The organism is Rhizobium sp. LCM 4573, assembly GCF_001854865.1.
In the GTDB taxonomy this organism is placed as follows: Bacteria; Pseudomonadota; Alphaproteobacteria; order Rhizobiales; family Rhizobiaceae; genus Neorhizobium.
The window spans coordinates 298,914-311,796 of sequence record NZ_MDDW01000002.1 but is presented as its reverse complement, the minus strand read 5'-3'; the positions used below and the strand labels follow the sequence as shown (position 1 = coordinate 311,796).

Annotated in this window: 13 protein-coding genes; 4 read left to right on the top strand and 9 right to left on the bottom strand. The window is 62.5% G+C overall.

Annotation, left to right across the window (positions count from 1 at the left end):
- Positions 1-48: 48 nt before the first annotated feature.
- Together cysK and dut are read right to left on the bottom strand one after the other, a co-directional pair.
- Positions 49-1,017, bottom strand: a complete 969-nt coding sequence (gene cysK, locus LCM4573_RS06830) for a cysteine synthase A (RefSeq protein ID WP_071005504.1) — start codon at positions 1,015-1,017, stop codon at positions 49-51.
- A 111-nt stretch (positions 1,018-1,128) separates the two neighbouring features.
- Entirely contained in the window at positions 1,129-1,593 is a 465-nt protein-coding gene (dut, locus tag LCM4573_RS06825; RefSeq protein WP_071005503.1) for a dUTP diphosphatase, read from the bottom strand.
- Between the two features lie 86 nt (positions 1,594-1,679).
- Between dut and LCM4573_RS06820 the strand changes: the two genes are divergently transcribed.
- Complete coding sequence (locus tag LCM4573_RS06820) at positions 1,680-3,263, top strand: peptide chain release factor 3 (protein ID WP_071005502.1); 1,584 nt, start codon at positions 1,680-1,682, stop codon at positions 3,261-3,263.
- 21 nt (positions 3,264-3,284) lie between these two features.
- Here LCM4573_RS06820 and LCM4573_RS06815 read toward each other — a convergent pair whose 3' ends face one another.
- Both LCM4573_RS06815 and LCM4573_RS06810 read right to left on the bottom strand, forming a co-directional pair.
- A complete protein-coding gene (locus tag LCM4573_RS06815) occupies positions 3,285-4,235 on the bottom strand; it encodes a threonine/serine dehydratase (protein WP_071005501.1) in 951 nt (316 codons plus the stop codon).
- A gap of 43 nt (positions 4,236-4,278) precedes the next feature.
- Positions 4,279-5,175, bottom strand: a complete 897-nt coding sequence (locus LCM4573_RS06810; protein WP_071005500.1) for a LysR family transcriptional regulator — start codon at positions 5,173-5,175, stop codon at positions 4,279-4,281.
- 116 nt (positions 5,176-5,291) lie between these two features.
- On the opposite strand from LCM4573_RS06810, the gene LCM4573_RS06805 reads away from it, so the two are divergent.
- The gene (locus LCM4573_RS06805; protein WP_071005499.1) at positions 5,292-5,999 is read left to right on the top strand and encodes a glutathione S-transferase family protein; all 708 of its coding nucleotides are present in this window, start codon (positions 5,292-5,294) and stop codon (positions 5,997-5,999) included.
- A 48-nt stretch (positions 6,000-6,047) separates the two neighbouring features.
- Here the strand turns inward: LCM4573_RS06805 and LCM4573_RS06800 are convergent, their stop codons facing one another.
- Positions 6,048-6,998, bottom strand: coding sequence for a choline ABC transporter substrate-binding protein (locus tag LCM4573_RS06800; protein ID WP_071005498.1), 951 nt, complete (start codon positions 6,996-6,998; stop codon positions 6,048-6,050).
- Between the two features lie 99 nt (positions 6,999-7,097).
- Here LCM4573_RS06800 and LCM4573_RS06795 point away from each other — a divergent pair, with 99 nt between their 5' ends.
- Complete coding sequence (locus LCM4573_RS06795) at positions 7,098-8,000, top strand: choline sulfate utilization transcriptional regulator (RefSeq protein ID WP_071005497.1); 903 nt, start codon at positions 7,098-7,100, stop codon at positions 7,998-8,000.
- Between the two features lie 5 nt (positions 8,001-8,005).
- Here the strand turns inward: LCM4573_RS06795 and otsA are convergent, their stop codons facing one another.
- Positions 8,006-9,385, bottom strand: coding sequence for an alpha,alpha-trehalose-phosphate synthase (UDP-forming) (otsA, locus tag LCM4573_RS06790; RefSeq protein WP_071005496.1), 1,380 nt, complete (start codon positions 9,383-9,385; stop codon positions 8,006-8,008).
- Positions 9,382-10,221 (bottom strand): trehalose-phosphatase, encoded by an 840-nt coding sequence (gene otsB, locus LCM4573_RS06785; RefSeq protein ID WP_071005527.1) that lies wholly within the window; start codon positions 10,219-10,221, stop codon positions 9,382-9,384. Before otsB ends, otsA begins: the two co-directional genes overlap by 4 nt.
- 188 nt (positions 10,222-10,409) lie before the next feature.
- Between otsB and LCM4573_RS06780 the strand changes: the two genes are divergently transcribed.
- On the top strand, positions 10,410-11,222 hold the full coding sequence (locus LCM4573_RS06780) for a class II glutamine amidotransferase (protein WP_071005495.1): 813 nt from the start codon (positions 10,410-10,412) through the stop codon (positions 11,220-11,222).
- On the opposite strand, the gene LCM4573_RS06775 is transcribed toward LCM4573_RS06780, so the two are convergent.
- Entirely contained in the window at positions 11,206-11,571 is a 366-nt protein-coding gene (locus tag LCM4573_RS06775) for an MmcQ/YjbR family DNA-binding protein (RefSeq protein WP_071005494.1), read from the bottom strand. The genes LCM4573_RS06780 and LCM4573_RS06775 overlap by 17 nt on opposite strands.
- Positions 11,568-12,773 carry a bifunctional phosphopantothenoylcysteine decarboxylase/phosphopantothenate--cysteine ligase CoaBC gene (gene coaBC / locus LCM4573_RS06770; protein ID WP_071005493.1) on the bottom strand — a complete coding sequence of 402 codons (1,206 nt, stop codon included), beginning with the start codon at positions 12,771-12,773 and terminating at the stop codon, positions 11,568-11,570. Before coaBC ends, LCM4573_RS06775 begins: the two co-directional genes overlap by 4 nt.
- Positions 12,774-12,883: the final 110 nt, after the last annotated feature.

Genomic DNA, 12,883 nt, shown 5'->3' with positions numbered 1-12,883 from the left:
CTATTCGCTATTCGCTATTCGCTATTCGCTATTCGCTATTCGCTCATTTCACCCACCCAACCCTTCGAACAACGCTGTCGAAAGGTAGCGTTCCGCGAAGGAGGGGATGATGACGATGAGGTTCTTGCCGGCGTTCTCCTCCCGGCTGCCGACCTTGACTGCCGCCGCGAGTGCCGCGCCCGATGAGATACCGACCGGAACGCCCTCGAGCCGGGCGACGAGACGCGCCATCTCAAGCGCTTCGACGCTATTGACGGTGATGATCTCGTCATAGATCGAGGTGTCGAGAATTTTCGGCGCAAATCCCGCGCCGATCCCCTGGATCTTGTGAGGGCCGGGCTGGCCGCCGGAAAGCACCGGAGATTCCTCCGGCTCTACGGCGATCACCTTGAGGTTCGGGTTGCGGTCTTTGAGAACCTGGCCGGCGCCGGTTATCGTGCCGCCCGTGCCGATGCCGGAAACGAAAATGTCGACCTTGCCTTCGGTATCATTCCAGATTTCCTCCGCCGTTGTCTTGCGGTGGATTTCCGGGTTCGCCGGATTTTCGAACTGTTGCGGGATGATGGCATCCGGAAGCGAGGAGACCAGCTCCTCGGCCTTGGCGATTGCGCCCTTCATGCCTTTCGCACCCTCGGTCAGAACCAGTTCGGCGCCGAGCAGCGTGAGCATCTTGCGCCGCTCGATGGACATGGTTTCGGGCATGGTCAGGATGAGCTTGTAGCCCTTGGCGGCAGCCGTGAAGGCGAGCGCGATGCCCGTATTGCCGGAAGTAGGTTCGATCAGCGTCGTGCGGCCGGGCGTAATCCGGCCCTCGGCCTCCAGGCTTTCGATCATCGCCACGCCGATGCGGTCCTTCACCGAGGAGATCGGATTGAAGAACTCCAGCTTCGCCAGAATATTGGCTTTGACGCCCTTTTCCTTCGCCAGTTTGTCGAGCCRCACGATCGGCGTGTCGCCGATGGTTTCGGTGATGGAGGAATAGATGCGGCCGCGGCCCGGCTTCCTGGTCTCTGTCATGATGGTCTCCCTCAGCTTCGCCGAAGAAATTAGGGCGTCTTCCGGCTGAATGCCAGCAGTTCATCTGCTACTTGGAAACTGCTTCACCTGAGCCGGAAAGAGAGGGTCAGGTCAAGCGCCCGTCGAGCCGAAGCCGCCGGCGCCGCGCGTCGTCGTGCTCGCTTCGGTGGTCTCGGTCATGCGCGCCTGCACCACGGGTGCGATCACCATCTGCGCGATGCGCATGCCGCGCGTGATGGTGAAATCCTCCTCGCCCAGATTGACGAGCAGCACCTTCACTTCGCCGCGATAATCGCTATCGATCGTGCCGGGCGTGTTGAGGCAGGTGATCCCGTGCTTGAAGGCAAGTCCGGAGCGGGGCCGCACCTGGGCCTCGAAACCGTCGGGAACCTCGAAGATGAAACCGGTCGGCACAAGCGCCCGCTTGCCCGGCGGGATGATGGCCGGCCGGTCTTCGGCAACCGCTGCGCGCAGGTCCATGCCTGCGGCTCCCTTGGTCTCGTAGGCGGGGAGATCGAGCCCCGCTCCATGCGGCAGACGGATGAGGTTGAGCGTGGGACCGATGATATCGCGCATGGAATCTCCCTGATCTTCAGCGTTCTCATTTGCATATCGGGCTTCAAATCGCTAGATACGCCGCGACCTAAAGGATTTTTATCGACATGGCCGAAAGTCTCGCCGAGGCGGTATCCCGCCGCCGCACATTCGCGATCATTGCCCACCCGGACGCGGGTAAGACCACGCTCACCGAAAAGCTGCTGCTGTTCGGCGGCGCGATCCAGCTCGCCGGCGAGGTGAAGGCGAAGAAAGACCGCATGCAGACCCGCTCCGACTGGATGAAGATCGAGCGGGAGCGCGGCATCTCGGTCGTCACGTCGGTCATGACCTTCGAATATGACGGTAACGTCTTCAACATCCTCGATACGCCCGGTCACGAAGACTTCGCGGATGACACCTACCGCACGCTGACGGCGGTGGATGCGGCGGTGATGGTCATCGACGCGGCAAAAGGTATCGAACCGCGTACGCTGAAACTCTTCGAAGTCTGCCGCATGCGCGACATCCCGATCATCACCTTCATCAACAAGATGGACCGCGAAAGCCGCGATCCTTTCGAAATTCTGGATGAGGTGGAAGAGAAGCTGGCGCTCGATACGGCGCCGCTCACTTGGCCGATCGGCCGTTCGAAGACTTTTTGCGGTTCCTATCACCTGGCGGATAACACCGTGCGGGGATCGGATACCGAGGTCGAGGTCACCAAGGTCAACGGCCCGCAGAGTGTCGCGGATCGCCTTCCGGAAAACGAGCGTAGCGCCTTCATCGAGGAGGTGGAACTCGCCATGGAAGCTTGCCGGCCGTTCGATCGTCAGGCTTTCTTGGAAGGGCATATGACGCCGGTCTTCTTCGGTTCGGCGCTTCGCAATTTCGGCGTTCGCGATCTCATCAATGCGCTTGGCGATTTCGCGCCGCCGCCGCGCGATCAGGTGGCGGATATCCGCAAGGTTCATGCCTCCGAGGACAAGATGACGGCGTTCGTCTTCAAGATCCAGGCGAACATGGACCCGAATCATCGCGACCGCATCGCCTTTGCGCGCGTCTGCTCCGGCAAACTGGAGCGCGGCATGAAGGCGAGGCTTTCGCGCACCGGCAAGCAGCTTGGCCTGACCGCGCCGCAATTCTTCTTTGCCTCGCAGCGTCAGCTCGCCGATACGGCTTATGCGGGGGATGTGGTCGGCATCCCGAACCACGGCACGCTCAGGATCGGCGACACGCTGACCGAGGGCGAACCGCTGGTTTTCCAAGGCGTGCCGAACTTCTCGCCGGAAATCCTGCGTCGCGTCCGGCTGGAGGATGCCATGAAGGCCAAGAAGCTCAAGGAAGCCCTGCAGCAGATGGCGGAAGAGGGCGTCGTTCAGCTCTTCTCGCCGGAGGATGGTTCGCCCGCAATTGTCGGCGTCGTCGGCGCTCTCCAGCTCGACGTGTTGAAGGAGCGCCTGATGGCGGAATACGGTCTGCCGGTCTCCTTCGAGATGTCGCGCTTCTCCGTCTGCCGCTGGATTTCCGCCGATCAGCCGGCCGAGCTAGAAAAATTCCTGACCGTCAAACGCGGCGATATCGCCCGAGATCTCGATGGCGATCCGGTCTTCCTGGCGCAGGACAGTTTCTCGCTGCGTTATGAGGCAGAACGTTATCCGGCTATCAAGATGGCGGCCATCAAGGAATATCACGTCGCCAAGGCGGCGTGATCCGGGCGCGGACGAGACGGCTTATTGGTCGAACTTGACTGCCGTCGTGTTGGCACCGCAGACGAGCACGCACACATGTTCGTCGGGTTCTGGCACGTACTTGCCGGAAAGCAGCGCGGCGAAGGCCGCGGCCCCGCCGGGCTCAGCGACGATGCGCGCACCGGCCCAGAGTGCCTTCTGGGCGGCGAGGATCTCATCGTCCGTCACCAGCACCGGCGGCTGAACGTATTCCCGCGCCAGCGGAAACATCAGCTGGCCGACCTGTCTGGGAGCAAGCGAATCCGCCGCGATGCCGCCCGCCGGCGCATCCACGGGTGCGCCGGCCTTGAACGCCTCGTGAAGCGTCGGCGCACCGTCGGGTTCCACGGCGACGATCGTCACGCGTCCACGGAACCAGGCGGCGATGCCGCCGATCAGCCCGCCGCCGCCGACGGCGACCAGGAGCGTCGTCATGTGCGGCAGATCGTCTTCGATCTCCTTGCCGAGCGTGCCCTGACCGACGAGAGTTTCCACCTGGTCATAGGCATGGATGGCAAGCGCGCCGCTTGCCGCCACATAAGTCTCGCTCGCGGCCAGCGCATCCGCATAGCGGTCGCCGCCGATCACCAGATCCGCGCCATAGGAGCGGATGCGCTCCGCCTTGGCGGGTGAAGTGACGCTCGGCACGAAGATCTTTGCAGGCACGCCGAGCCGCATGGCCGCATAGGCAACCGCAGCGCCATGGTTGCCGCCCGATGCCGCGACCACGCCCGCCTTGGGCACCTCGCGGGTGAGCAGGTTCGTGAAGGCGCCGCGCGCCTTGAACGAGCCGGAATGCTGCATGAACTCGAGCTTCAGATCGACCTCGCGGGAGGCCGCCGCACCGAAATCCCTCATGTCGATGCGCATAACCGGCGTGTGGCGGATATGCGGGCGGATCAGCTTTTCGGCTTCCGCGATGCGTTCGGGGGAAAGGCTGGGGTCGATAGTCATGGGGCCTCGCGGCAATAATGGATGTGATGAAGGATTTCTAGATTTAGCCCTTGTCGAGCTTCTGGCAAAGGAATTCCACCACGGCTCTCACCGCGGGCAGTTGTCCCCGACGGTGCGGCATCAGAATGGTCRTCGTGATGCTTCCGGCAGTCCAGCCGGGCAGCAGGTGCGTGAGCTCCCCGGCGGCGATCGCATCGCGGCACACGGATGTCGGCAGGCAGGCGATGCCAAGGCCGGCCGCAGCCGCCCTCAGCATCACGAAAGGTTCGTCCGCACCCATGACCGGCTTCGGGGCGACCCGTACCTCTTCGCCATCCGCCGACGTAAGGCGCCACCCAGCGTCAGAGAGACCGCTGGTGATGGCGTCATGCTCTCCCAGTTCCTGGGGATGAGCCGGCGCGCCGCGTCGCCGGAGGTAGTCCGGCGATGCCACGACGAAGAAAGGGTGGGTYGCCAGTTTACGCTGTACCAGCGTGGAGTCCGGCAGCGGGGCCTGATGGCTGCGAACTGCGATATCGAAGCCTTCCTGCACGATGTCGACGAAGCGGTCCGTCACATGGATGAAAAGCTGAAGTTTCGGATAATGCCGGGCAAGTTCCGGCAGGTGAGGGGCGATCACGAACTGCGCGGTCGGCACGGCAGCCGTCAGCCGCACCGTGYCGCTCGGTTCGCCGAGATGCGTGCGTACCAGGCTTTCGGCCATCTCCGCCTCGATCATCGCGGCGCGCGCATGCTGGAAGAAATCTCGGCCGAGATCGGTCAGCGAAAAGCTGCGCGAGGTACGGTGGATCAGCCTTGCGCCAAGTCGGCCCTCCAGTTCAGCCACCCGCTTGCTGACGGTGGATTTCGGCACGCCGAGCAGCCGCGCGGCGGCGGAAAAGCTGCCGTTCTCCACCGCCTGAACGAAGAAATGCAGGTCGTTAAGATTGAGACCGTTCATCCAGCATCTTCCATGTATGTGAACTTTGCGATGCAAAATTACAGTCTACAGCTTTATCGTCCACAAAAGCATATTCCCGGCGTCACCGCAGTTCAATATTGAAAGGAACGAAGACAATGACACCGATCCTGTTTTATGGCGTTCCGGAAGGATGCTCCTTCGGATCCATCGTCGCGCTGGAATGGTCCGGACTGCCTTATAGGCTGAGYCGCATCGGCATGCCGGATGTGGTTTCCAGCGACATTTATCGCCCCATCAACCCGGTGGGCGAGACGCCGTCCCTGATGCTGCCGGACGGCCGGCTGATGAGCGAGAGCATGGCGATCCTCAACCATATCGCCGCCCGCTCGGTCGATAAGGGGCTCGGCTTCGCACCCGGAACGGAAAAGTTCGACCGGCTGAACCAGATGCTCGCCTTCCTCAACACGAGCTTTTTCGGTGCTTTCGGCCCTCTCTGGTACACGGTCGAGCACGAGATGGAACCGGCTCGGAAACAGGCCTTGCGCGATTATGGCATAGCCAATGTCGAGAAGGTGCATGCGACGCTGGAGCGTCTGCTCGCCGGGCGCGAATGGCTGGTCGGAGACGGCAAGAGCCTTGCAGATGCCTATTTCGCGGGGATCGCTCGCTGGAATGATTTCCACAAAGTCGTCGACCGACGGAAGTTCCCGGCTCTCAACGCGCTTTACGAGCGCCTGCAGGAAGATCCCGCGGTTCGCTTCGCCTGGGCCATCGAGCATCAGGAGGAGGCGAAGACCACAGGCAATTTCCTCGGCCATGTCAGCCTGGATGAGGCGCTTGGCCAGGTAAAAAGCGCAGCCTGATGATTGCGGCGATGCGCCCTCGCCTGAGGGCGCATCGCCGATATTTTCCTAAAGGCCGAGGGAGGCCTTCACGGCATCGGCCGCCGGCTTGCCGTCCAGCGTGGTGACGCCCGAAAGCCAAGGCTCGATCGCCTGCGGATTGGCTTTCAGCCAGGCGGTCGCCGCGGCCTTGGCGTCCTCACCGCCGAGGATGGAGCCCATCAGGGCGTTTTCCATGCTGATGTCGAATTTCAGGTTCTTGAACAGCGTCGCGGCGTTGGGGCACTTCTCCGGCCAGCCGGTGCGCGCCAGGGTGAATACTTCCGCGCCGCCGAAGTTCTGGCCGAAATAGGCGTCTCCGCCGGAAAGATACTCGATCGAGAACTGCTCGTTCATCGGATGCGGCGCCCAGGCGAGGAAGACCACGAACTCCCCGCTTTTCTCGGCGCGCCCGACCTGGGCCAGCATCGCCTGCTCGCCGGATTCCACGAGTTCCCAATCCTTCAGGCCGAAGTCATTGGCGTCGATCATCTTTTGAATGTTCGAGTTCGCCGGTGCTCCGGGTTCGATGCCGTAGATCTTGCTGCCGAATTCCTCGGCATGCTTTTGAAGATCGGCGAAATCCTTCACGCCCTTTTCTGCAACGTAAGCGGGCACAGCGAGCGTGAATTTCGCGCCTTCGAGGTTCTTGGCCAGCACCTCGGCCGCCTTGGCGGCATTCAGATCGTCGATGAAAGCTTTCTGGGCCGGCATCCAGTTGCCGAGGAAAACGTCGATTTCCCCGTTCTTCATCGATTGATAGCCGATCGGAACGGAGAGCGTCTTGACGTCCGGTTCATAGCCGAGCGCGGTGAGAATGACGCTGGTCACGCCGTTCGTGGCGGTGATGTCGGTCCAGCCGGGATCGGATAGGCGAATGGTCTTGCAGGATGCGTCATCTGCCGCCGCGGCGGAGCCGATCGTCAAGGCGGAGAAGACAATCCCGGCGGCAAGACGCCGGATTGCGGAAATTCCTGTCATCGTATTTCCCCTTCTTTGGCATTTGATGGCTTTATTGAACATCATTATCCTTTGCCATGTGAAGCTGGCATTTTTCGATACTTGCTCAAAGGATTCTTTATGGCAGAACCTGCTCTTGATCTTGGATGGATGCGCATCTTCGCCGAAGTCGGGCGCACGGGAAGCCTTTCGGCGGCAGCGGGACTTCTCGGCCTGACGCAGCCTGCCGTCAGCTATCAGATCCGCCGTATCGAGGAGCAGATGGGAGTGCGCCTGTTCAGGCGTCAGCATCGCGGTGTGGAAATGACGCCGGAGGGCGAGCGCCTTTTCGACGTTGTTTCGCGCAGCGTCGGCGAGATCGATCAGCTCGCGCGCCGCTTCCGCAGCGAGACCGACCGTCCGGCGATCCGCCTGAGGACGGACTACGCCTTCTCCTCCCTCTGGCTCATTCCCCGCATGCACGGCTTTCGCCTGCTCTATCCGGATACGGACATCCAGATCGTCGCCACTCAGCGCATGGAGCGCGACCTTTCGGACGATGGAGAGGTAGCCGTCGTCTTCGGCACGCGCGGGGATTACGGAAGGAACGGCATTCTCTTGCTGCCGGAAAAGGTCATGCCGGTCTGCACGCGCGGGTTTCTGGAGCGTCACGGCCCATTCGATGGCATTGCGGATCTCGCTCAGGCCCGCCTCGTCCATCTCGATACGACGTTTCCATCGCCATGGCATGATTGGCGCAGCTATTTTGCGGCCCACGGCATCGACCGGGGCGTTCATGGCGGGCAGGGGGATATCAGCTTCAATACCTATTCGCTCGTCATTCAGGCGGCGATGGGAGAACAGGGCCTGGCTCTCGGCTGGATGGGCCTTGTCGATGCTCTTCTCGCCACCGGCATGCTGGCGAGAGCCGGTCCGGAGCTTGAGGCCGCAGATCGCGGCTATTGGCTGCTGCGTCCGGAGAGGCAGAACGTCCTCGGAACCTGGCTGAGCGGCTGGTTGATGGCGGAAGCCGGCGTCGGCTGAGCCTCTCACTGAGGCGCCGTCAGATCCTTCAGGAAATCGTCGCACCAGCRCATCACGTCGTGCTCGAGCAGGTGGTCCATCATTCGCTTCCATCGGTCCTGCCGCTCCTCGAGCGGCATATTGAGCCCGCGAGCAATGGCATGGGCTGTCCCCTCGATGTCGTAGGGGTTGACCAGCAAGGCCTCGGTCAGCTCGCGCGCCGCGCCGGCAAAACGCGATAGCACCAGCACTCCCGGATTTTCCGGGTCCTGAGCCGCGACATATTCCTTCGCAACCAGGTTCATCCCGTCTCGCAACGGCGTCACGAGACCGACCTTCGCCATCCGGTAGAGCCCTGCCAGAACCGGACGGCTGATCGACCGGTTGATGTAGCGGATCGGCACCCAGTCGACGGCGCTGATCGCGCCGTTCACGCGGCCGGCCTGTTCGGCGACCGTCCGCTGCATCTGCTCGTATTCCGGTACCTCCGAGCGCGATTTGGGCGTGATCTGCAGATAGGTGACGCGATGCTGATGGGCGGGATTGGCTTTGATGAACCGCTCGAAGGCATCGATGCGCTGGGTGATGCCCTTGGAGTAGTCGAGCCTATCCACGCCGATGATGAGATCGCGCCCCTCGATGCTCTGGCGGGCCCGGCGAACCAGCGCATTGTTGGCAGCCCTGCGGGCGTAGTCCGCGAAGGCGGCGGTCTCGATGCTGATCGGATAGAAGCCGCCCCGAAAGGTTCGGCCGAAGGAGGATATCCTTCCGTCGCCAAGGGATTCGGCGATGCCTTCCCGCACTAGGCCGCCCTCAAAATTGGCAAGATCGTGATCGGTCTGGAAGCCGACGAGATCGTAGCGGGAAAGCCCGCGCATGATTTCCTCGTGCACCGGCATGGTGAACAGCACGTCCGCCGGTGGCCAGGGAATGTGCAGGAAGAAACCGATGCGGTTCTTGAAGCCCATTTGCCTGAGCTCGGCTGCGAGCGGGATCATATGGTAGTCATGCACCCAGATGATATCGTCGTCTTTGAGCAGCGGCGCGAGCCGCTGCGCGAAGAAGCGGTTGACGCGGAAATAGCCCGCCATCTCCTTGCGGCCATATTCGGCGAGGTCCAGCCGATAGTGGCAAATCGGCCAGAGCACACGGTTGGCGAAACCGTGATAATATTCCTCGACATCCGTATCGGTGAGGTCCGTCAGTGCATAGGTGATGTTGCCGTGGGTCTGCAGCGACAGCGCCTCGGGCTCCCGGCCGCCGCTGGATTTTCCGGACCATCCCATCCAGATCCCACCACGTTCCTCCAGTGCCGCCTTCAGCGCCACGGCAAGCCCGCCGGCGGGCGCCGTATTGCTCTTGTCGGGAACGGTAACCCGGTTGGAAACGATAATCAGGCGGCTCAAAGGCACTTTCCTTTTGTCTCTGAAAGGGCTCGGCGGCCGCATTCGGCAAGCCCGGCGAGGAGGCGGCGCAACGCGGCCGCGGAAGGAAGATGGTATTGCGCGGCGGTCTCGCCTCCCGGCTCGCCGATGCGGATCGACAGCCCGCCAAGCGCGTTGGCCTCGCGGAACATGGCTTCGTCGGTAACGTCATCGCCGATCGCGATCGGCAGCCGACCGGCAAACGGCGGCTCCTCCAGAAAGGCTTTGAGCGCGCTACCCTTGTTGGCATGCGAGGGGCGGATTTCCACCACCATCTTGCCGTTCTGAAGCGTGAAGTCGGGCCCCGCCTGTTTCAGATAGCGGGCCATCACGGCCTCCAGCTCCTCCCGGCGCTCCGGCGCCTGCCGGTAATGTGCGGCGATCGCCGCGCCCTTGTCCTCGATCAACACGCCCGGCCAGGAGAGCGCCTCGTGCGTCAGGTCCGCCTTGATGAGATCGAAATCGGGGGTCACCTCGATACGGTCCACGCCGCCATCAGGGCGCCGCCGCTCCGTGCCGTGGAGGCCCGCGATCGGGAAACGATGGGGCGAAAATAGCTTGTCTGCATAGACGAGCGCCCGGCCGGTCACCAAGGCCAATGCGCCGCCGAAAAATTCCGAAACCAGGTGAAGATGTTCCGGCAGCTCGGGTGGAACGGCGACTGCATTCGGTCTCTCCGCGAGATCGATCAGCGTGCCGTCRATATCCATGAACAGAGCCCATGCGCCGGGCTCAAGGGCGATCTTCGAGATGAACTGTTCAAGAGGCCGATTGGGATCGACGCCTCCGGCCTGGCTGGACTGTTCTTCACGCGACATACCGGCCAATTTAGGTCATGCGTCCCGCTTGGCAACCCTTCCAATCTGACGTTCTGTTGCAAAATGTGATTGGGGGAAGAGCAGGAAAGCGGTCATGAAGTCTGCCGGATTTACTTTTCGTTATCCATTTGACCTAAGCCTTGTCTGCGTCTCACAGGTCGTCCTTACTCTAACGGAGTCGATCGAACATGTGCCGTTGGGCAGCCTATCGCGGCGCTCCCCTCTACCTCGAAGAACTCGTCTCCTCGCCTGCCCATTCGCTGATCGAGCAGTCCCATTGCGCCACGCGCGCCAAGACGGCCACCAATGGCGACGGCTTCGGCATCGCCTGGTATGGCGACCGGTCTGAGCCCGGCCGCTATCGGGATATTCTGCCCGCTTGGTCGGATTGCAATCTGAAAAGCCTCGCCAGGCAGATACGCTCACCGCTTTTCCTTGCCCATGTACGGGCAGCCACCAACGGCGGCACGCGGCGCGACAACTGCCATCCTTTCGTGCATGGCTCATGGTCCTTCATGCATAACGGTCAGATCGCGGGTTTCGAGCGCATCCGCCGGCGCATGGAGGCGATGCTTTCCGACGAGCTTTTCGATGCCCGCACCGGTACGACCGATTCGGAACTGCTTTTCCTGCTTTCGCTGGAATTCGGCCTGGAGCATGATCCCCTGGGCGCTACGGCGCAGGCGATCGCCACGGTCGAGGCTCTTTCGCGCGAACATCTGGACCACGCTCTCGTGCGCTTCACCGCGGCTTTTTCGGATGGCAAACGGCTTTACGCCGTGCGCTATGCCACCGACCGCAAGCCGCCGACCCTCTATGCAGCTCCGATCGGTGGAAAGTCCGGCTATTGCCTCGTTTCCGAGCCCTTGAACGATGAGACCGATACCTGGATGGAGATCCCGGACGGCAGCGCGATCACGGTGGGTGACGAAGGCGTGGAGGTCTCGGCCTTCGACCCGCAGGTCGTGAGCCCTTCGGAGGAGATCAGGAAGATAGCCTGATCCCCAGCTCCTGCCTCAGCTTCTTGGTGAGACCGGCCACCACCAACTCGTAGGAACGGGTGAGATAGTGCCTGAGCTCGTCTTCGGAAAGCGGCGAGGAGCGGGCGATCTCCACCCACTTCCGCTTGGCGGAATAAGGGGCCTGACGTATCCCGTCGAGGGCGGTTAATATCTCGAAGCTTTCCTCGGGGCATTTCGCCACCACTCGTGCATCGGCGCCCTCTCCGGAGAGAAGGGTGAAGACCTTGTCGCCCACCTTGGCGACATGGCTGTCCCACTGGTCGACGAGCGACGTGCCGGGAAGGGCGGTCACGAAAGCGTCGAAACCCTTGCGCTCGAAGAGGTTCATTTCAGGCGCTCTGCGATAAGCCGGGCGAGCCTTTCGGCCACCTCATCTTTGGAAAGGTCGGGCCATTCGTCGATGCCCTTGGTGCTGATGATCTTCACCCGGTTCCGGTCTCCACCCATGATGCCCGTTTCGGGAGAAACATCGTTGGCGACGATCAGGTCCGCGCCCTTGCGCTCCAGTTTCGCGCGGCCGTTCTTCTCGACGTCCTGGGTCTCCGCCGCGAAGCCGACGACCAGCTTCGGGCGCTTCTCGTGATGGCCGATAGTCTTGAGGATATCCGGGTTTTCCGCAAGTTGAAGCGGCGCCGGGGCTTCGCCCGGCTGCTTCTTGATCTTCTGATCGAAGGAGGAAAGGACGCGCCAGTCCGCAACCGCCGCCACCATGACGGCGATGTCGGCCGGCAGGCGGGAGACCACGGCGTCCCGCATTTCTTCGGCGCGCTCCACATGCACCGTCGTCACGCCCGCCGGGTCGGGAATGGTGACCGGCCCCGAGACGAGCGTCACATCGGCGCCGAGTCTCGCCAGCGCCGCCGCGATCGCATGTCCCTGCCGGCCGGAAGACCGATTGGCGATATAACGCACCGGGTCGATAGGCTCGTGGGTCGGGCCGGAGGTGACGATGGCGGTCCTGCCGGCAAGCGGCCGGTCGYCGCCTTGCAGCAGGGTTGCAGCAGCCGCGACGATCTCCAGCGGCTCTGACATCCGACCAAGGCCGGCCTCGTTGCTTTCGGCCATCTCACCGGAAGCGGGGCCGACGAAATACACGCCGTCAGCCTTCAGCGTTTCCACATTGCGCCGTGTCGCAGGCGCCGCCCACATCTTCGGGTTCATCGCCGGCGCAATCAGCACCGGCCGGTCGGTCGCAAGCAGCACGGCGCTGGCGAGGTCGTCCGCCAGGCCATGAGCCATCTTCGCCATCAGGTCGGCGGTCACCGGCGCCACGAGCACCAGGTCGCAATCGCGCGCCAGCCGGATATGGCCGACATCCTGCTCGTCCTCGCGGGAAAAGAGGTCCGTATAGACATGGCCGGAGGCCAGCGCGCCGACGGCGAGAGGCGTGATGAACTCCTGCGCCGCGGCAGTCATCACCGGGCGCACGGTGGCGCCGCGCTCCCGCAGCCGCCGGATGAGGTCGAGGCTTTTATAGGCGGCAATCCCGCCCGAGATGATCAGAAGAATGCGTTTTCCCGAAAGATCCATGTCTCACCCGCCATTGGCGTCTTATTGGGTCGGAAGCTAAGCCTTTGTTGCGGAACATGCAATCAGGCCCGCCTTCCGAGGGAGGAACAGTTGTGGGGGAGTTGCGTTGT

Bases quoted from the DNA above. Each gene is read 5' to 3' on its own strand.
- dut (WP_071005503.1), bottom strand. From the start codon at position 1,593: ATGCGCGATATCATCGGTCCCACGCTCAACCTCATCCGTCTGCCGCAT.
- LCM4573_RS06820 (WP_071005502.1), top strand. From the start codon at position 1,680: ATGGCCGAAAGTCTCGCCGAGGCGGTATCCCGCCGCCGCACATTCGCG.
- LCM4573_RS06815 (WP_071005501.1), bottom strand. From the start codon at position 4,235: ATGACTATCGACCCCAGCCTTTCCCCCGAACGCATCGCGGAAGCCGAA.
- LCM4573_RS06800 (WP_071005498.1), bottom strand. From the start codon at position 6,998: ATGACAGGAATTTCCGCAATCCGGCGTCTTGCCGCCGGGATTGTCTTC.
- LCM4573_RS06795 (WP_071005497.1), top strand. From the start codon at position 7,098: ATGGCAGAACCTGCTCTTGATCTTGGATGGATGCGCATCTTCGCCGAA.
- LCM4573_RS06780 (WP_071005495.1), top strand. From the start codon at position 10,410: ATGTGCCGTTGGGCAGCCTATCGCGGCGCTCCCCTCTACCTCGAAGAA.
- LCM4573_RS06775 (WP_071005494.1), bottom strand. From the start codon at position 11,571: ATGAACCTCTTCGAGCGCAAGGGTTTCGACGCTTTCGTGACCGCCCTT.